Annotated in this window: 16 protein-coding genes; 11 read left to right on the top strand and 5 right to left on the bottom strand. The window is 64.2% G+C overall.

Features of this window, described 5'->3' with window-relative positions; translation table 11 throughout:
- Window positions 1-16 precede the first annotated feature (16 nt).
- Genes ACX80X_RS13105 through eat form a run of 4 tightly spaced genes read right to left on the bottom strand, consistent with a single transcriptional unit; the run spans window position 17 to window position 5,016 of the window.
- The gene (locus ACX80X_RS13105; protein ID WP_459309618.1) at window positions 17-1,402 is read right to left on the bottom strand and encodes an aldehyde dehydrogenase family protein; all 1,386 of its coding nucleotides are present in this window, start codon (window positions 1,400-1,402) and stop codon (window positions 17-19) included.
- Window positions 1,383-2,144: a gamma-glutamyl-gamma-aminobutyrate hydrolase family protein gene (locus ACX80X_RS13110; protein ID WP_252611013.1), complete on the bottom strand. Its 762-nt coding sequence runs from the start codon at window positions 2,142-2,144 to the stop codon at window positions 1,383-1,385. Before ACX80X_RS13110 ends, ACX80X_RS13105 begins: the two co-directional genes overlap by 20 nt.
- A complete protein-coding gene (locus ACX80X_RS13115; RefSeq protein WP_459312252.1) occupies window positions 2,125-3,507 on the bottom strand; it encodes a glutamine synthetase family protein in 1,383 nt (460 codons plus the stop codon). Before ACX80X_RS13115 ends, ACX80X_RS13110 begins: the two co-directional genes overlap by 20 nt.
- 60 nt (window positions 3,508-3,567) lie before the next feature.
- Complete coding sequence (gene eat / locus ACX80X_RS13120; protein WP_252611009.1) at window positions 3,568-5,016, bottom strand: ethanolamine permease; 1,449 nt, start codon at window positions 5,014-5,016, stop codon at window positions 3,568-3,570.
- 196 nt (window positions 5,017-5,212) lie between these two features.
- On the opposite strand from eat, the gene ACX80X_RS13125 reads away from it, so the two are divergent.
- Window positions 5,213-5,974, top strand: coding sequence for a FadR/GntR family transcriptional regulator (locus ACX80X_RS13125; RefSeq protein WP_252611007.1), 762 nt, complete (start codon window positions 5,213-5,215; stop codon window positions 5,972-5,974).
- A 97-nt stretch (window positions 5,975-6,071) separates the two neighbouring features.
- Here ACX80X_RS13125 and ACX80X_RS13130 read toward each other — a convergent pair whose 3' ends face one another.
- On the bottom strand, window positions 6,072-7,190 hold the full coding sequence (locus tag ACX80X_RS13130; RefSeq protein ID WP_252568465.1) for a type I restriction enzyme HsdR N-terminal domain-containing protein: 1,119 nt from the start codon (window positions 7,188-7,190) through the stop codon (window positions 6,072-6,074).
- A gap of 309 nt (window positions 7,191-7,499) precedes the next feature.
- Between ACX80X_RS13130 and ACX80X_RS13135 the strand changes: the two genes are divergently transcribed.
- From ACX80X_RS13135 to ACX80X_RS13180, 10 genes are all read left to right on the top strand, one after another.
- Window positions 7,500-8,090, top strand: a complete 591-nt coding sequence (locus tag ACX80X_RS13135) for a TerD family protein (RefSeq protein WP_252568464.1) — start codon at window positions 7,500-7,502, stop codon at window positions 8,088-8,090.
- 24 nt (window positions 8,091-8,114) lie between these two features.
- Window positions 8,115-8,303: a TerD family protein gene (locus tag ACX80X_RS13140; protein WP_374208695.1), complete on the top strand. Its 189-nt coding sequence runs from the start codon at window positions 8,115-8,117 to the stop codon at window positions 8,301-8,303.
- A 38-nt stretch (window positions 8,304-8,341) separates the two neighbouring features.
- The gene (locus tag ACX80X_RS13145; RefSeq protein WP_252568463.1) at window positions 8,342-8,923 is read left to right on the top strand and encodes a TerD family protein; all 582 of its coding nucleotides are present in this window, start codon (window positions 8,342-8,344) and stop codon (window positions 8,921-8,923) included.
- 121 nt (window positions 8,924-9,044) lie between these two features.
- On the top strand, window positions 9,045-10,238 hold the full coding sequence (locus ACX80X_RS13150; protein WP_252568462.1) for a toxic anion resistance protein: 1,194 nt from the start codon (window positions 9,045-9,047) through the stop codon (window positions 10,236-10,238).
- A 31-nt stretch (window positions 10,239-10,269) separates the two neighbouring features.
- A complete protein-coding gene (locus ACX80X_RS13155) occupies window positions 10,270-10,773 on the top strand; it encodes a hypothetical protein (protein ID WP_252568461.1) in 504 nt (167 codons plus the stop codon).
- Entirely contained in the window at window positions 10,773-11,324 is a 552-nt protein-coding gene (locus ACX80X_RS13160; protein WP_252575924.1) for a TerD family protein, read from the top strand. The genes ACX80X_RS13155 and ACX80X_RS13160 overlap by 1 nt, the downstream gene beginning before the upstream one ends.
- A 3-nt stretch (window positions 11,325-11,327) precedes the next feature.
- Window positions 11,328-12,080: a hypothetical protein gene (locus ACX80X_RS13165; RefSeq protein ID WP_459312254.1), complete on the top strand. Its 753-nt coding sequence runs from the start codon at window positions 11,328-11,330 to the stop codon at window positions 12,078-12,080.
- 9 nt (window positions 12,081-12,089) lie between these two features.
- Window positions 12,090-13,340, top strand: a complete 1,251-nt coding sequence (locus ACX80X_RS13170) for an HpcH/HpaI aldolase/citrate lyase family protein (protein ID WP_252600442.1) — start codon at window positions 12,090-12,092, stop codon at window positions 13,338-13,340.
- On the top strand, window positions 13,337-15,886 hold the full coding sequence (locus ACX80X_RS13175; RefSeq protein WP_459312256.1) for a phosphoribosyltransferase domain-containing protein: 2,550 nt from the start codon (window positions 13,337-13,339) through the stop codon (window positions 15,884-15,886). Before ACX80X_RS13170 ends, ACX80X_RS13175 begins: the two co-directional genes overlap by 4 nt.
- On the top strand, window positions 15,883-16,692 hold the full coding sequence (locus tag ACX80X_RS13180; protein ID WP_252568455.1) for an HAD family hydrolase: 810 nt from the start codon (window positions 15,883-15,885) through the stop codon (window positions 16,690-16,692). Before ACX80X_RS13175 ends, ACX80X_RS13180 begins: the two co-directional genes overlap by 4 nt.
- Window positions 16,693-16,734 lie beyond the last annotated feature (42 nt).

The following is a 16,734-nucleotide window of genomic DNA, read 5'->3' on the forward strand; positions in this document are numbered from 1 at the left end:
TTTTGTGGTGGGGACGTTATGGGTTGGTGGAGATGAAGACGTTTTTTGTTTCGGTGAACGCGTTCAGGGCGTCCGGGCCGAGTTCGCGTCCGAGTCCTGACTGCTTGAATCCGCCAAAGGGCGTGGAGTAGCGCACCGAGGAGTGGGAGTTCACCGAAAGGTTTCCCGACTCGAGTCCCCGGGCCATCCTCAGCGCCTGACCGATGTCCCGTGTCCAGATGGATCCGGACAGGCCGTAGATCGAGTCATTCGCCAGGCGGAGTGCGTCGGCTTCGTCCTCAAAGGGAACGACTGCCACGACGGGGCCGAAGATCTCCTCATGCATGACCCTGTCCTCGCGGGCGGGCGTAAGAACGGTGGGAGGGAACCAAAACCCCTTGCCGTCCGGCGCGGATCCCTGGAAAGCCACAGATGACCCGTCCGGGACGAAGCCGGAGACTGTGCGGTGTTGGGCTGCGGAAATCAGCGGCCCCATGAACGACGCCTCGTCGCTGGGGTCGCCGACCTTCAGGGCCTTCACGACTGGTTCCAGGAGTTCAAGGAATTTTTCATAGACGCTGTTTTGGACCAGGATTCTGGAGCGGGAGCAGCAGTCCTGCCCGGCGTTATCAAAAGCGCCGCCGGGTGCTGCCGCGACAGCGGCTTCGAGGTCCGCGTCGGCGAAGATGATGTTGGCGCTCTTGCCGCCCAGCTCCAGGGTCACGGGTTTGACCTGTTCCGCGCAGCCGGCCATGATCCGCTTGCCGACGCCGGTTGAACCGGTGAAGACGACCTTCCGCACTGCAGGGTGGGTGACGAACCGTTCCCCGACGACTGAGCCCTTGCCCGGGATGATCTGCAGGACCCCTTCGGGCAGCCCCGCTTCCAGAGCCAGCTGTCCGAGCCGGATGGCGGTCATGGGAGTCAGTTCCGCCGGTTTAAGGACAACGGTGTTGCCGGCGGCCAGCGCAGGGGCGAAACCCCAGGCCGCGATGGGCATGGGGAAATTCCACGGCACGATCACTCCCACGACCCCGAGGGGTTCGTTGAAGGTGACGTTGACCCCTCCGGCTACCGGAATCTGCTGGCCAAGGTGCCGTTCGGGGGCTGCGGAGTAGTACGTGAGGACGTCGCGGACATTCCCTGCTTCCCATCGGGCATTGCCGATGGTGTGCCCGGCGTTGCGGACCTCCAGTTGCGCCAGGTTTTCCAGATCGGCGTCAACTACCGCGGCAAACCTTCGCAGCAGGAGGGCCCGGTCTGCAGGGGCAACATGGCGCCAGGTCTCGAAGGCCTGGACGGCCTTCTCGATCGCCCTGTCCGTGTCCGCAAGTGTTGCAAGGCTTATGGTCTCGATGACCTCTTCCGTTGCCGGATTCAGTACGTCAAACGTGCTGGTGGACTCAAACGTGCTGGTGGACATTGCCGGGGCTCTCCGTTCGATTTTTGCGGTAGTTGGTTGCAGCCTCAATGAACCCATTGAAAAGCCGGAGATCGTTGGGATTCTGTTCCGGGTGGAATTGGACCCCTAGTGCCCATCCGCCCGTTGCCGTTTCGAGGGCTTCCACCGTGCCGTCGGCCGCCGCCGCCGTGACGGAAAGGCCGTCAGCGATCCGGTCCATGGCCTGGTGGTGGTAACAGGGTGCGCTGGCCGATGCTCCCAGCAGATGCCGGCTGATGCTGCCCGGCGCCGTTGTGAACTCCACGTTGCCGAATACGCCCGGCGCCGGTTGGTAGTCCGCCTCCGGGTTCACATCGGGGATGTGCTGAATCAGCGACCCGCCCATGGCGACATTGAGGATCTGGGCTCCCCGGCAGATGGCGAAAAGGGGGACTTCGGCGTCCAAAGCTGCCTTGGTGAGGGCGATATCGTGCACGTCCCTGGCCGGTTGGGCGCGGGTGAGCCGGTGGGGCTGCGCCCCGTACTGTTCCGGGCCCACGTCGCTGCCTCCGGAGATGATCAGTCCGTCCAGGACCTCCACGATCGATGGGTCAGTGCCGACGGGCGGCAACAGGACAGGGGTGCCGCCGGCAGCGACGACCGCCTGGACGTAGGTTCCCGGCAGAACTGCCGCATCCGCTGTCCAAACGCCCCAGGAAGCCTGCTGAAAGTAGGTTGTCAGTCCAATCCGGGGACGGTAGCCATCAGAGACGTTCAAAGACACGCTTGCGCTCCCAGTCCGTCACGGCGCTGTCAAAAGCTTTCAGTTCGACATCGGCTGCGAAGACGTAGTGGTCCACAACTTCATCGCCGAAGGATTTGCGGGCAATCTCGCTGTTGGCCAGCAGGGCACGGGAGTCCCGCAGGTTCGTTGGGATGCGGTCGGCGTCGGACTGGTAGGCATTGCCGGTCAAAACGGGCTCGAGCGGGAGTTCATTCTCGATACCGTGGATGGCTGCGGCGATCAATGCGGCGGCGGCGAGGTAAGGGTTCACGTCCCCGCCCCCCACGCGGTTTTCCACCCGAAGGCCGGGACCGCGCCCGACGATGCGGAGTGCGCAGCTGCGGTTGTCCAGCCCCCAGGCGATGGCTGTTGGCGCGAAGCTGCCTTCCACGAAGCGTTTGTAGGAATTGATGTTCGGAGCGAGGAAGTAGGCCAGCTCCTTCAGCCCGGCGAGTTGGCCTGCGATGAAATGCTCCATGACGGGACTGAAGCCATGCTCACCATCGCCGGCCAGGACCGGGTTGCCGTCCAGGTCGGTCAGGTTGAAGTGGATGTGGCAGGAGCTGCCTTCACGCTCGTTGTACTTCGCCATGAATGTGATGCTCTTGCCCTGCTGGGCGGCGATTTCCTTGGCTCCGTTCTTGTAAAAGACATGGTTGTCGCAGGCAGTAAGCGCCTCGGCATATCGGAACGTGATTTCCTGCTGGCCCAGGTTGCACTCGCCCTTGGACGATTCGACCACCAGGCCTGCCTTTTCCATACCCGTGCGAATGCTTCGGATGACCGGTTCCAGCTTTGCCGTGGCCAGAAGTGAGTAGTCCACGTTGTAGCGGGTTGAGGGAGTGAGGCCCTCATACTTCTTTTCCCAGGCTTCTTCGTAGGTGTCGTCAAACATGATGAATTCGAGCTCGGTGCCGATATGGGCGCGGTATCCCAGCGCCTCCAGGCGTTCGATCTGTGCGCGCAGGATCTGGCGCGGGGACTGGGAGACGGGGCGGCCGTCGAGCCAGAGGATGTCGCACTGGATCATGGCGGTGCCTTCCAGCCACGGCACCCGGCGGAGGGTCGAGACGTCGGGCCGCATCACCATGTCTCCATAGCCGTTCGCCCAGGAGGACATGGAGTACCCGTCAATGGTGTTCATCTCCACATCCACGCTCAGGAGATAGTTGCAGCCTTCGGCGCCGTGCCCCAGCACGTCCTCAAGGAAAGACCTTGCCCCGCATCGTTTCCCCTGCAGGCGTCCCATCGAGTCCGTGATGGCAACGACAACGGTGTCAATGTCACCGGAAGCGACCAGGTCCCGCAGCTCATCGACGCTGAGCTGGGCTTGCGCGGACGTGCCGGTTGTTTGATTCGTCATGTGATTTCCGTAACTTTGATCGTTATTATGAGAGTAAGAGATCGGACCGCGGGATGGGTGTCAGTTCTTGAGTTCTGCCTCGGCCGCGGCCAGCTGCGCGAATTCCTCTTCGGGAGCGCCTGCAACGATGCGGTGCCGGCTGTAGAACCAGTAGTAGAGGAGCGCTGCGCCGAAAATTCCAGCAGTTATGGACGCCGCGTTGACATCGACCACAAATGTTGCGACAACCGCGACTGCCGCCAGAACCAGCGCGATGGAGGTGGTCACGACCCCTCCGGGGGTCCGGTAACCGCGGGGCAGGTCGGGTTCCTTCTTCCGCAGCACAATGTGCGAGAGGTTCAGCAGGACATAGGACACAGTGGCACCAAAGACGGCGATGTTGATCAGGAGCGCGCCGTCACCGGTTACTGCCGCCAGGATGAAGCCGATCGTTCCGGGGACGATCAGTGCCCAATAGGGGGTTCGCCGCTTGCCGGTCAGGGACAGCCACTTGGGAAGATACCCTGCCCGCGACAGTGCGAAGAGTTGGCGGGAATAGGCGTAGATGATGGAGAAGAAGCTGGCTATGAGCCCGGCGAGGCCAGCATAGTTGACGAAGTCGGCCAGGAAAGTGTTGCCGCCGTACGCCAGACGCAGGGCTTCCGGGAGGGGATTATCGGACCCACTCATTGCCGCTGACCCTGCGGCCCCCGGAACGAGCACCAGCATCAGGGCCGCGAAGACGACCAGTACCACCACCGCGACCATGATGCCCCGCGGCATGTCCTTCTTCGGGTCGGCGGTCTCTTCAGCGGCCAGGGGAACCCCTTCGACCGCAAGGAAGAACCAGATGCCATACACCAGTGCACCGACGGCGCCGCTGATTCCCATCGGCAGGAAAGCGCTCGAGCTGGGTGAGCCGTCCGGGACTATGTCAAAGAGGTTCTGGACGTTGAAATGCGGGGCCAGCCCCACCACGACCGCAACCAGGGCGACGACAGCGACTGCGGTGATCCCGAAGATCATCTTTAGGGCTTCGCCCACTCCGCGGAGATGGATTCCAACGAAGATTGCATAGGTCACCAAATAGACCGGCCAAGAGTTGGTCAGGCCAAAGAGTCCCAGCGCTTCAACATAGCCGCCAATGAAAATGGCTATCGCAGCGGGTGCAACGGCGTATTCAATGAGCACGGCCATTCCGGTGGCGAATCCGCCCAAGGGGCCCAGGGCCCGGCGGGCGAATCCATATCCCGCGCCAGTGGCAGGAAGTGCCGAGGATAGCTCGGCGAGGCCGAAGGCCATACACGTATACATGATGCCCATGAGAACAGTTGCAATGAGGAGACCGCCCCATCCGCCTTGGGCGAGGCCGAGGTTCCACCCTGCGAAGTCGCCGGAGATGACGTAGGCAACTCCGAGTCCTGCAAGCAGGATCCACCCCGCGGCCCCGCGTTTCAGTTGTCGGTGCTGGAGATATCGTTTGTCGTCGGTAAGCTGGGCTGAATCAGAGGATGCCACTGTAGTTCCCATCGTCCAAGGGTATTGGTATGAAATAAGACCATAAGCTCGTTACAGTGTGTGCCAGATCACGAGCGTGGTCAAGAGGGTTCCCTGATCTCGGCCAACTTTTCCTCGGTTCAACCGTGCTTCCGGCCGGTGCGGCGGTTTTTCCCGCTTCAATGGGCCCCTGCCATAGGCCTTTTTTTGGACCGATTAGGATAAGGGTATGGAAGAGGAACTGCTCGGAAGCCCCGCCCCGATTCTCCGCCCGGTCCGGCACGGCAACGCCTTCGAGGAGACCATCGAACGCTTGCTCCAGAACATCAAACTCGGTCTGTTCGGTGTAGGGACCAAGCTGCCAGCTGAGCGGGAACTTGCCGAGATGCTGGGCGTATCGCGCGCCACCTTGCGGGATGCCCTGGCCGAGCTGCAGAAGGCCGGATACGTTGAAGTTCAGCGCGGCCGCTATGGAGGAACGTACGTGTGCAGCCGGCCCCCTGCGGGTTCGGGGTCCTACCCGGAACTCGATCCGGCCGAGGTGGACGACGTCCTAACCTTTCGCGGCGTACTCGAGCCGGCGGCCGCATCCTTGGCGGCCAGGGCGACGTTATCACCTGCCCAGCGCGGTCACCTGTTAAGGGCTTTGGCCGAGGTGGCCAGTGCACCTGCGAATCTGTACCGGCCTAAGGACGCAAGATTCCATGTGGCGATCGCAGAAGTGGCAGGATCGCCAAGCCTTGCGCTCGCGGTGGCGGATGTCCGCTCAAAGGTAAGTGACCTGCTGGACCGGATACCTCTTATCCAACCCAACCTGGAACATTCCAACCGGCAGCACCAGGAAATCGTGGACGCCATACTCCGGGGCGACGATGAGGCAGCCTTCAAGGCGGCGCAAGATCACCTGCAGGGAACAGCGTCGCTGCTACACGGATTCCTCGGACATTCCCAGCCTGAGGTTTCCCCGCAATCGACTGCACCACAGCGTTGAGTTGACACGGCTTCCCCGCTGACCGCGACACCGCAGCGCTGGGGGAGTGGCACCCACCGCGAGCGGACGATGGCGAGAGATCCCGCCGTCGTCCGCTCTACCTGTTGCGAAGCTTAGGGTCAACTATCTCTGTCCGGATCACTGCCGCCAGCGTCTGGACCGTTGTGGTGATTCCGGTATTCCGCTTGATTTCCTTGCGGATGATGTCCAGCACCGAGTCGGACAGGATGACGTCCAGCAGCGCATCCGGCGATGTTGCCGCGCGGTGCTTCCACAGCTCATCGATCCGACGGCGCTTCAGCGCCTCCCGGTGGAGGAAGAACATTTTGTCCGCTTTTGCCTCCAGCGATTCAGGGCCGAGGAGGTCAACCTCGAAGGCGAGATTCAAAATCACGGGGAGCCCACCGGTCAGGTGGTAGGCCTGCCAAACCTGGCCGTTGGTGAGGATCATCCATTCCACACCCTCGTTGACCGCATACATTTGGACCTGGCGAAGGTGGCGCTCATTGAGTTTCTGGCTCACCCGCTTGACCTCTATGAAGGCAATCAGCTGCTTGTCAATTCTGACGCCGTAGTCCGCGAAATCCTGCCTGACCATGTATTCGGTGGTCAGGTCGCGGAATTTGTCATAGCCCAAACCCTCGCAGAGCATGTCCGTAATCAAAAGGCGGGTGTCGCCCTCATTGGCATCACGGGTGAGGAGATCGTGGAGTGGTTTGGTGAATCGCTGAACGGCGTCTTTAACCTGCTCATGGGCCTCGGACTCCCACTTCGGTCCCTTGGCAATTGGGGGAGCGGGTTTGATCTCCGCGATGACTGTGACGGCTTCGGCGGCGTGGCTGCTTCCGTGTTCCGTGTCCGGGGAAACGACCGCCACGAGGCTTAATTCCATCGCCGGCGGCGCTGGCGCGTCGGCTGAATTTTCGTCGGGTGGAACGACTTGGAGAGCGTGGGCCGCACGCACGGGCCGCGACAATTCGTCGGGGAGCTGGACATGTGGGTCCACAACACCAAAAGCCGCCTGTTTCAACAGCCACTGGATTGTCGGCAACCATGGCTGGACGGCCTCCCTGCTCACACCCGGGGCATCGACGGTCCTCGCCGCGGAGATGGCCTCCAGATCGGCGATGCGCGGAACAAGGTGACCCTGCCCAGCTGCCTCAGTCGCCCACTGAGACAGCACCTGCAGACGCGCCTGATACTTGATGTCTGTCATTTTCCCCCATTTGAATTCAATCCCTACTGGAAATTGACTTCGTGTGAATGCCTTCCGGCAAGAGCCGTCCTGCTTTTGAGATTCGCCAATTAGACGAGACCATACACGGCCGCCTTGTCCGGCTCCGCCCGCGCCACGGCTTCGCCATCACCTCGATTCCGGCTAGGATCGCTCTCGAACCCGCCTGATCGGCATGGTCCGCGTCCTCGCCCCCACTAACTTCACATGTACGCACGGAACTAGCGCACGGCCGGAGTCGTTGGGACCTGAGAACTCGAGTATTCAAACTAGCTGGAGGTTGAGAAAATTATGGGATTGAGCTTGCAGAAGGGCCAGTCGCTGTCGCTGACCAAAAAAGACGGCGGATCGCTCACTAAGACCAAGATGGGGCTGGGCTGGGACTCGGCGGCCCCGGTCAAGAAGGGCTTTTTCGGAAAGGCCAAGTCGGTGGAGGTCGACCTCGATGCGTCGGCCATTTTCTTCGACGCGGCTGGCAAGTCGCTGGATCAGGTCTGGTACAACCAGCTGCAGAGCAAAGACGGCTCCACGCGTCATACCGGGGACAACCTGACGGGCGACGGCGACGGCGATGACGAGACCATCCTGGTCAATTTGGAGCTCGTCTCCCCGGCAGTGGCACACATCGTCTTCGTCATCAGCAGCTACACCGGCCAGACCTTCGACCAGGTGCAGAATGCCTTCTGCCGGCTGGTGGACGACTCCACGCCAGGAAGCCCGGAAATTGCCAAGTACCAGCTGACCGACTCGGGGACCCATTCGGCCATGATCATGTCCAAAGTATCCCGTGACGGCGCGGGCTGGACCTTTAAGGCCATCGGGGAGCGGGCCCAGGGCCGCTCGGTCGCGGATCTGATCGCACCAGCTGCCGCCGTCCTCTAGTCGTTCGAGGCTCCCTTCTGCCGTGTGCTGAACCAGGACACGGATCAGGAAGTGGTCCGCTACGATTTGAGCGAGGACGCGGCACCTGAAACGTCGATGATTTGCGCCGAGATTTACCGCAACCGTGCCGAATGGAAGTTCCGGGCGGTTGGCCAAGGCTATGCCACGGGCCTCCACGGCATCGCCACCGATTTCGGCATTTCGCTGGACTAGTTCGCAAGATCGATTCAACACGAAGGAATGGTACAAACATGGCAGGACTAACCCTTACCAAAGGCAGCAATCTGTCCCTGACGAAGAGCGCACCAGGCCTGACGAAGGCTGTGGTCGGGCTGGGCTGGGACCCGCGTACGACGACGGGAGAACCTTTCGACCTCGACGCCTCCGCCCTCCTGGTGGCGGCCGACGGCAAGGTCCGGTCCTCCGCGGACTTCATTTTCTACAACCAGCCCGCTGCCGCGGACGGCTCCGTCAGCCACCTGGGGGATAACCGGTCCGGCGAAGGCGCCGGCGACGACGAACAGATTCTGATCGATCTCTCCCTGGTTGCTGCCGACGTCGAGCGTGTTGTCATCGTGGTCTCCATCGACCAGGGTGAAACGCGCGGCCAGAACTTCGGCCAGGTGCGCAGCGCCTACTGCCGGGTGGTCAACCAGATCGATGAGAAGGAAATCGTCCGCTACGACCTGAGCGAGGACGCGGCGCCCGAAACGTCGATGATTTTCGCCGAGGTCTACCGCAACAACGGGGACTGGAAGTTCAAGGCCGTCGGACAGGGATACGCCACCGGACTCGCCGGCATCGCCAAGGACTTCGGCGTCGACCTTAGCTGATTAGTGTCCCGGACTGATTAGAGTCCGGACTGACTACTTCGGCTCCGCATCGTTTCCACCTGAGGTGGTGTCCCGGCCAATCGAAACCGGGACACCACCGACCTCTTGAAAAGGCAGCATCATGAATTCTCCGTTGACTCCCCCCGACGCCGCAGAGGCTTCATTGGTGCTTCAGGCTCCGGACGCCCCTGCCATAGTTCAGCCCGAAGACGCTCCCGGCATGGTGCCGGTCCCCGACGAACGACGGGCCGAGATCAATAGGCAGGCCAGGGAGTTCGTGGCCGGTCTGGCCCAACTGGACGCGCGCAGCCCGGAGTTCTCCGCGCAGGTCGATGGCATCAATAAGATCGGCAGCGCCGAGATCACAGCGTCCAGCAACTCCTCCAGCAGGCTGCTGGAGCGTTCCTCGACGTCCATTGCCGGCGCCAAGAAGTCCGGGAACAGCGCTCAGGTTGCGGTCGCCAACACCCTGGGTGAGCTGCGGAGCACGGTGGAGGAGCTCACTCCCAACCAGGCCAACATGAGCGTTGGCAAGAAGATCCTGGGCTTCATCCCCGGCGGCAACAAGCTGGCCAAGTACTTCCAGAAGTACGAGTCGGCGCAGACCCAGCTGAACCAGATCATCAAGGCCCTGATGACGGGCCAGGACGAGCTGCTCAAGGACAATGCCAGCCTGGCCAACGAAAAAGTCCAGCTCTGGGAAACGATGCAGGCGTTGAGCGAATATGCCGTCTTCGCCAAGGCACTGGATGCCGCCTGCATGGAGAAGATCGACTCCACCCGCGCCGCCGGGCAGATTACCGAGGCGCAAAAGATGGAGGCGGACGTCCTGTTCCCCGTGCGTCAGCGCCACCAGGACATCCTGACCCAGCTCGCCGTCTCGGTGCAGGGGTACCTGGCGATGGACCTGATCCGCAAGAACAACGTTGAACTGATCAAGGGTGTGGAGCGGGCGCGGACCACCACCATCTCGGCCCTGCGCACGGCGGTGATCGTGGCCCAGGCCCTGGCCAACCAGAAGATGGTCCTGGACCAGATCGACGCTGTCAATACCACCACCAACAACATGATCTTGAGCACCAGCGAAATGCTCAAGGACCAGACTTCCCGAATCCACCAGCAGGCGTCCAGCTCCGGGGTCAGCGTGGAGACGCTGCAGAAGGCCTTCGACAATGTGTTCGCCACGATGGATGCCATCGACACCTTCCGGTCGGAGGCGGCCAAGAACATGGAGAGCACCGTCGGGGCCCTCGAAGCCAGCGTGCTGAAGGCCAAGCCGTACCTGGAACGCGCGCGGCAGGGCAAGACAGACTAAGTGACGGCGGAAAGCAGCAGGCGGTAACGCAGTGATTGGTAAGTTCATCGGCTCCCTGTTCGGCGGCGCCCCCGTGCCGGGCATCACCGAGCAGGCTCCCGAGCCAACGGCCGACGCCGAGATGGCGCAGACCGCCGGATCCCTGGACAACCTGCGCAGCGCCATCCGGCGGGCCGGCGCTGAGCTGCCGACGTCGGTGTCCTCGCAGTTGCGCCAAATCGACGATGTGCTGCGCCCGCTGGTGAGCCATATGGTCGAGCAGGGGGCTTCGATGGAGCAGCAGGTGCTGTTGAATTCCATCGTCTGCAGCTACATCCCGGATCCCCTGCGCACTTATCTGGCGCTCCCGGACAGTGCCAGGACTGAGGAATCCGGGCCGACGCGGCTGCTGGCGGAACAGTTCGCCACGCTCGAGGAAATAGCTCGTGACCTGGCCAACCAGGTGCGGATCGGTGCCATTGCCGAGCTGTCCACCCACGGCCGGTTCCTCGAGGATAAGTTCGCGCCGTCCAGCCTTCGTCTGGAAGGCCGCTGATGGGCAATCTTGTGGCCGGGGCCAACGCCGCGCTGACGGCCGAGAACCCGGGACTGAGCAAGATCCTGGTCGGCTTGGGCTGGCAGTCCATTCCCAGCCGGGGGCCCCAGTCCGAGCTGGTTCCGCTGGCGATCATGTGCGACGCCGGCGGCCGTGCCGTCTCGAACGATCACCTGGTGTTTTTCAACCAGATCGCCAGCCCGGAGGGCTCGGTGGCCTTCGCCGGCACCGAGGACCAGGAGCAGATCGACGTCGACCTGTCCCTGGTGCCGGCCGGCGTCGCCAAGATTACGTTCATTGTCTACGTGGACCCCGATCTCCGCGGGCCCGGCACCTTCTCCGCCATCCGCAACCAGTACATCCGGGTGGCTACCGCACAGAATCAGGAGCTCGTGCGCTTCGATATTCCCCAGTCCCCGCAGGACAACATCACCGCCATGATGTTCGGCGAACTGTACCGCCACCGCGAAGACTGGAAGTTCCGGGCCCTGGGCCAGGGCTACACGACTGGCCTGCGCGGCGTGGCAGCCGACTTCCGGTTCGATGTCTAGGCGATGGCACTGAACAGGTCCAGCACCCGCACGGACATCACGTACCTCAGCCGCCGGGTCAAGCCGGCCGCCCGCGCTGAAACATCCGCCCCGGCGACAGCGCCGCCGTCGTCTCCGGTGTCCCCTGCGGCCGTGACGTCGCTGTCCCTAAGCCGATCGTCCGCGCCCACATCGCCAGCACCAGCCACGTCAGCGGCGACCCCATGGGCCGGAGCCCGGCCGGCAGCCGAGACCCGGCCCACCAGGCTCTTTCCGGCTCCCGGGATCGGCGAGACGAGGCTGCTCAACGCCCAGACACCGATGATCCGCCTCGACCGGCGCCAGTCGGCGATTGGCAGCCTGCTGGTGACGGGGGCAACCTCGGCGGCATGGGAAAGCCCAGAACGCGTGACCGGGGCAATGACCGTGGACGGCGCCGTCTCCGGCACTTCCATCAAGTGCTCGGGAAACCGCCCGCTTGTGGGCTACATGGACGGGACCGCCGTCGTGGCACTTCGGCATATCCGCGAGCTGCGCCGGGCGCTTTTTATCGGACAGCCTTCGGCCCCGCTGACCGTGGAGATCTTCGACGGCGGCACCGTGACGCTGCCCGCGGCCAGCGGGGAGCTCAGATACATCCTGTCCCTGACCGCGATCGATGGAGTCATCGAGCTGCGCGCCGAACCGGTGCCGGCCCGCGCCGACGCCGCCGAGCTCTGGCAGGAATTCGGCTTTTCCATGACCACCAACGCTGCCGCCCGTCGGCAGGGACACTGACGGGACGGCATGCGCCATTTCAGTTTTCTTAGCGACGAGAATGCCTCGCGCCTTTTCCACATCGCTCCGCAGGAGCTGAGCCTGGGCTCGGCGCCAGCGGTGCTGGCCGTGGCCTTGGGCGCCACGCTCTACACTCCGGCGGACCGCCCGAACCTGGCTCAGGATATCCGCAAACAGGCTGCCCGCGGCTGCCTGAGCATGGTGATCTGCCTCGAGGATTCCATCGCCGATGATGCGGTGGACTCTGCAGAGACCAACGTCGTGAACACGCTGACCCGGCTGCATGCCGGTTCCGCCGGGCCGCGCCGCGGGAGCGGCATCGGCAGCGACGACGACAGGAGTGGCGACAGCGGCAGCGACGCTGTCGGCGCCTTCCACTCCGACGAGGGGCCGTTGCTGTTTCTCCGGGTCCGCACGCCGGAACAGATGCTGAGCCTGGCCAGCCGCTGCGGTAAGGCACTGGACCTGCTGGTGGGCTTTGTCATTCCGAAGTTCGAGAATGAGACCGGCCAGGCCCAGCGGTTCCTGGATGCCCTGCATACCATCAACGCTTCACGCGGGGGCGGCCGCAGGCTGCGGATCATGCCCATCATGGAATCTCCGCTCGTGATCCACGGCGAGACCCGGGCCAGGACTTTGTCCGGTATCTGCGACGTGCTGCAAGCCAACAAGGAGGATGTCCTGGCCGTCCGCGTGGGCGCCACGGACATGTCCAGTGCTTTCGGCCTGCGCCGCTCCCGGGACCTGACCATCTATGACGTCAAGGTGGTCGCCTCCGTGATCGGGGACATCGTGAATATGCTGGGCCGGCCGGACAACGGATTCGTGATCTCCGGCCCGGTCTGGGAGCACTACAGCAACAGCGAGCGGGTGCTGCGCCCCCTGCTGCGGCGCACTCCCTTCGCCGACGCAAATGAGATGCCGCTGCGCGATCGGATTCTGACGGCCAACCTCGACGGGCTGATCCGCGAAATCGAACTGGACCTGGCCAACGGGCTGCTGGGCAAGACGGTCATCCACCCCACCCATGTCCCGCTGGTCCATGCCATGTGCGTCGTCAGCCACGAGGAATACGTGGACGCGCTGGAGATCGCCGGCAAGAACGGCGGCGGCGCCTCGGCCTCGCCGTACGGCAACAAGATGAATGAGATGAAGCCCCATCAGGCCTGGGCCGGCCAGACGCTGCTGCGTGCCGCAGCGTTTGGTGTTGCCGCCGAGAACATCACTTACGTTGACCTTCTGGAAGCGAGCATGAATTGAGCCAGGACATCTGGACCGGCGGTTTTGTGCGGGACGCCCTCGGCGTCGGCATCACGACGGACCACTCCGCGAGCCTGCTGCCGGTCGAGGACCTCGTGGGACTGGCACTGCGCCGCAACCCCAAGCGGGCCCACCTGCTGGTGTCCCGGGTGCTCGGCAAACACGTCCCCTCTGAACCCGGGCTGGTCATAGCCGCCGGTGAGTTGCTGGGAGTGCTCGTCGGCGAGGCTCTGTCTGATACCCCGGAATCCGTATCCGTCACTCCGACCATTGCGGCCGGGCTCGCCGCGCTCCTGCGCGGGGAAACGCACGACGGCGGCCGGCGGGCCGCGTTGCAGAGCCTCCGTCTGCAGCTCGCCGGGTTGAAGACCCGCAACCCGCAGATCATTACCATCGGCTACGCGGAGACGGCCACCGGCCTGGGACGGCTTGTGGCTGACACGATCGGCTCGTATTACATCCATTCCTCCCGGCACGCCCCGGCGGGCGCCGCCGCCTACGGGTCCTTCGAGGAATCACATTCGCACGCCACCTCACACCGGCTGCTCCCCACGGATCCGCGGCGCCTGAACGCCCCTGAACCGGTGGTGCTGGTCGACGACGAACTCAGCACCGGGGCCACGATCATCAACACCATCACCGAACTCCACGCCTTGGCTCCCCATCCCAGCTACACGGTGGCTGCGCTCGTGGACCTGCGGACACCGGGGGACCGGGCCCGGTTCGACGAACTCGCGGAGCGGCTCGGGACCCGCATCCGGGTGGTGGCTCTGGGCACGGGGCAGATCACCCTGGGCGCGGACATTCTCCAGCGTGCCGAGGAGGTGGTGGCCGCACTGCCGCAGGCGCCGGAAACCCCGGATTGGGCACCCAGAACGGTGACCTTCCTCAGGCCCGGGACGGTCGGCGCAGCTGTCCGCAGCGACCGGTTCGGCAACGGCGGTTCCCCCGCCGCGGCTACGCTGGCCGACGTCGGGGAGTCGATCCACCGGGCCCTTCCGCAGGCGGCCGGCGCGGAGTCCGTGCTGGTCCTGGGCAGCGAGGAGTTCATCCACGTGCCCCTGGCCGTGGCCGATGCACTGGACCGGCTGAATCCGGACCGCGGCGTCCGGTTCTCCACTACCACCCGATCCCCGATCGTCGCCCTGGACCGCCCGGATTACGCCATCACGGGCACGGTGCGGTTCGCCAGCCATGACGTCACCGTGGACGGCCCCGGTGTGCGCTTCGCCCACAATGTTTCCTCCGTCGGCCGCAGATTCGGCACGATCGTCCTGATGCCCGAACCCGGGACCCCCGCGGAGGTCCTCTCGGGTCCCGGCAGCGTGACGGAGGCGCTTGTCGCCGTGTGCAGCGCGGTCGTGGTCGTCCTCCTGCCCGCCTCACCCGTCCTCCCGGCGCCGCTGGCCGGACCGGCGTTCGGTTCCTACGCACCGGAGGAAGTCACCTGGTTGCTCCAGGACATCGGTGATGCCGCGCTGGAAGCGCCCGCGGCCGATCGTGAAGCCGCGATGCAATCGGGCAGGGCGAGCTATGCAGAGTCCCTGCCGATCGAATATTCGCCCTCGCAGCAGTACCAGCAGCTGTACCGGGACGCCTTGAAACGCTCCGCCGCGCGCGTCGCGCAGGCCGTGGGCACCGTGACCGAGATGGCGCTGGCCGCGCGCCGGAACCGGCCTGTGTTGGTTTCCCTGGCCAGGGCCGGCACACCGGTCGGCATCCTGATGCGCCGCTGGGCCCAGCAGATCCACGGCATCGACCTTCCCCACTACACGATGAGCATCGTGCGCGGCGTCGGGCCGGACCAGACGGCCCTGCGATACCTGGCCGCCCACCATGACCCGGAGCAGATCCTCTTTGTGGACGGCTGGACCGGAAAGGGCGCGATCACCCGCGAGCTCTCGGCCGGCCTCGACCGCTTCGCCGAAACCGACGGTGTTGCCTTCCCCAAGGACCTCGCCGTGCTCGCCGATCCCGGGCACTGCGCCGCCATGTACGGCACGCGCGAGGACTACCTCATACCCTCCGCCTGCCTGAACTCGACGGTGTCCGGGCTCGTGTCCCGCACGGTCTTCAACACGGAGTTCATCGGCCCCGACGACTTCCACGGGGCCAAGTTTTACCACCAGCTGCGCGGTGACGACGTCTCGCGGGAGTTCTTGGCCGCCGTCTCTGGCCATTTCCCAACCGTCGAATCGTTCGCCCGGGCAGAAGCCGGGGCGCTGCTGGCCGCGGACCGGACGCCCACCTGGGCCGGCAGGCTCGCCGTGGAAAGCCTCGGCCGGGAACACGGGATCGACGACCTGAACCTCATCAAACCCGGAGTCGGCGAGACAACACGCGTGCTGCTGCGCAGGGTGCCGTGGAAGATCCTGGTGCGTCCTGATGCCGCGCCCGAGATAGCCCACATCCTGCTGCTGGCTCAGCAGCGCGATGTACCGGTGCTGGAGGTGCCGCACCTGCCCTTCAGCTGCGTGGGGCTCATCGATCCGACGTTCAGCGGGGTATCCGGCGCCGATGGAGTCACTGCGGCGGCCGCCCTGTGAATTCCGTCCTGCTGGCCTCGGACCTTGACCGGACCCTCATCTACTCCGCGAAGGCCTTCTTTCTGGACGTCCCCGACCACCTGGCACCGGACATGGTGGTTGCGGAGCTCCACGAGGGGGTGCCGATCTCGTTTATGACCCGCACCGCCGAGCGGCTGCTGCTCGAACTGACCCGGACAACCATCTTCGTCCCAGTGACCACCCGGACCGAGGCCCAGTACCGGCGGGTCCGGCTGCCCGGTGCCGTGCCTGAATACGCGGTCACCACCAACGGCGGTGTCCTGCTCAAGAACGGCGAGCCGGACATCGAGTGGCAGACCACAGTCGGGCAACGGGTCTCGGAGGGCTCGGCGCCGCTGGCCGTCATCGAGGAATTTTTGTCCCGGGAGGCCTACCGGTCCTGGATTCTCCGGCTGCGCCAGGCCGAAGAGCTCTTCCTCTACGCCATCGTGGACCGGGAGCTCATGCCCGCGGAATTCGTGCGGGAGCTGGACGCATGGTGTGCCTCGCTCGGCTGGACGGTGTCCGTCCAGGGCCGCAAGCTCTACTGTGTGCCGCACGCGGTGACGAAGAACAGCGCCGTCGCAGAAGTCGCCCGGCGGACTGGGGCCTCCCGGGTGATCGCCGCCGGGGATTCGCTGCTGGACGGGCCGATGCTGGCCGAAGCTGACGTCGCCTTCCGTCCCTCCCACGGAGAACTCGCCGACGTCGACTTCCGCAGGGATCACCTGCGCGTCACCGATGCCCGCGGCATCCTGGCAGGCGAAGAAATCTCCCGACGCATACATGCGCTGGTCCAGCGCTGAGCACACGTCTACAGGCGGCCACCTGCCCAGCCTTGGCCTGAC

It is taken from the genome of Pseudarthrobacter sp. MDT3-1 (assembly GCF_054510755.1).

Bases quoted from the DNA above. Each gene is read 5' to 3' on its own strand.
- ACX80X_RS13105 (WP_459309618.1), bottom strand. From the start codon at position 1,402: ATGTCCACCAGCACGTTTGAGTCCACCAGCACGTTTGACGTACTGAAT.
- ACX80X_RS13115 (WP_459312252.1), bottom strand. From the start codon at position 3,507: ATGACGAATCAAACAACCGGCACGTCCGCGCAAGCCCAGCTCAGCGTC.
- eat (WP_252611009.1), bottom strand. From the start codon at position 5,016: ATGGGAACTACAGTGGCATCCTCTGATTCAGCCCAGCTTACCGACGAC.
- ACX80X_RS13125 (WP_252611007.1), top strand. From the start codon at position 5,213: ATGGAAGAGGAACTGCTCGGAAGCCCCGCCCCGATTCTCCGCCCGGTC.
- ACX80X_RS13130 (WP_252568465.1), bottom strand. From the start codon at position 7,190: ATGACAGACATCAAGTATCAGGCGCGTCTGCAGGTGCTGTCTCAGTGG.
- ACX80X_RS13135 (WP_252568464.1), top strand. From the start codon at position 7,500: ATGGGATTGAGCTTGCAGAAGGGCCAGTCGCTGTCGCTGACCAAAAAA.
- ACX80X_RS13145 (WP_252568463.1), top strand. From the start codon at position 8,342: ATGGCAGGACTAACCCTTACCAAAGGCAGCAATCTGTCCCTGACGAAG.
- ACX80X_RS13150 (WP_252568462.1), top strand. From the start codon at position 9,045: ATGAATTCTCCGTTGACTCCCCCCGACGCCGCAGAGGCTTCATTGGTG.
- ACX80X_RS13160 (WP_252575924.1), top strand. From the start codon at position 10,773: ATGGGCAATCTTGTGGCCGGGGCCAACGCCGCGCTGACGGCCGAGAAC.
- ACX80X_RS13165 (WP_459312254.1), top strand. From the start codon at position 11,328: ATGGCACTGAACAGGTCCAGCACCCGCACGGACATCACGTACCTCAGC.
- ACX80X_RS13170 (WP_252600442.1), top strand. From the start codon at position 12,090: ATGCGCCATTTCAGTTTTCTTAGCGACGAGAATGCCTCGCGCCTTTTC.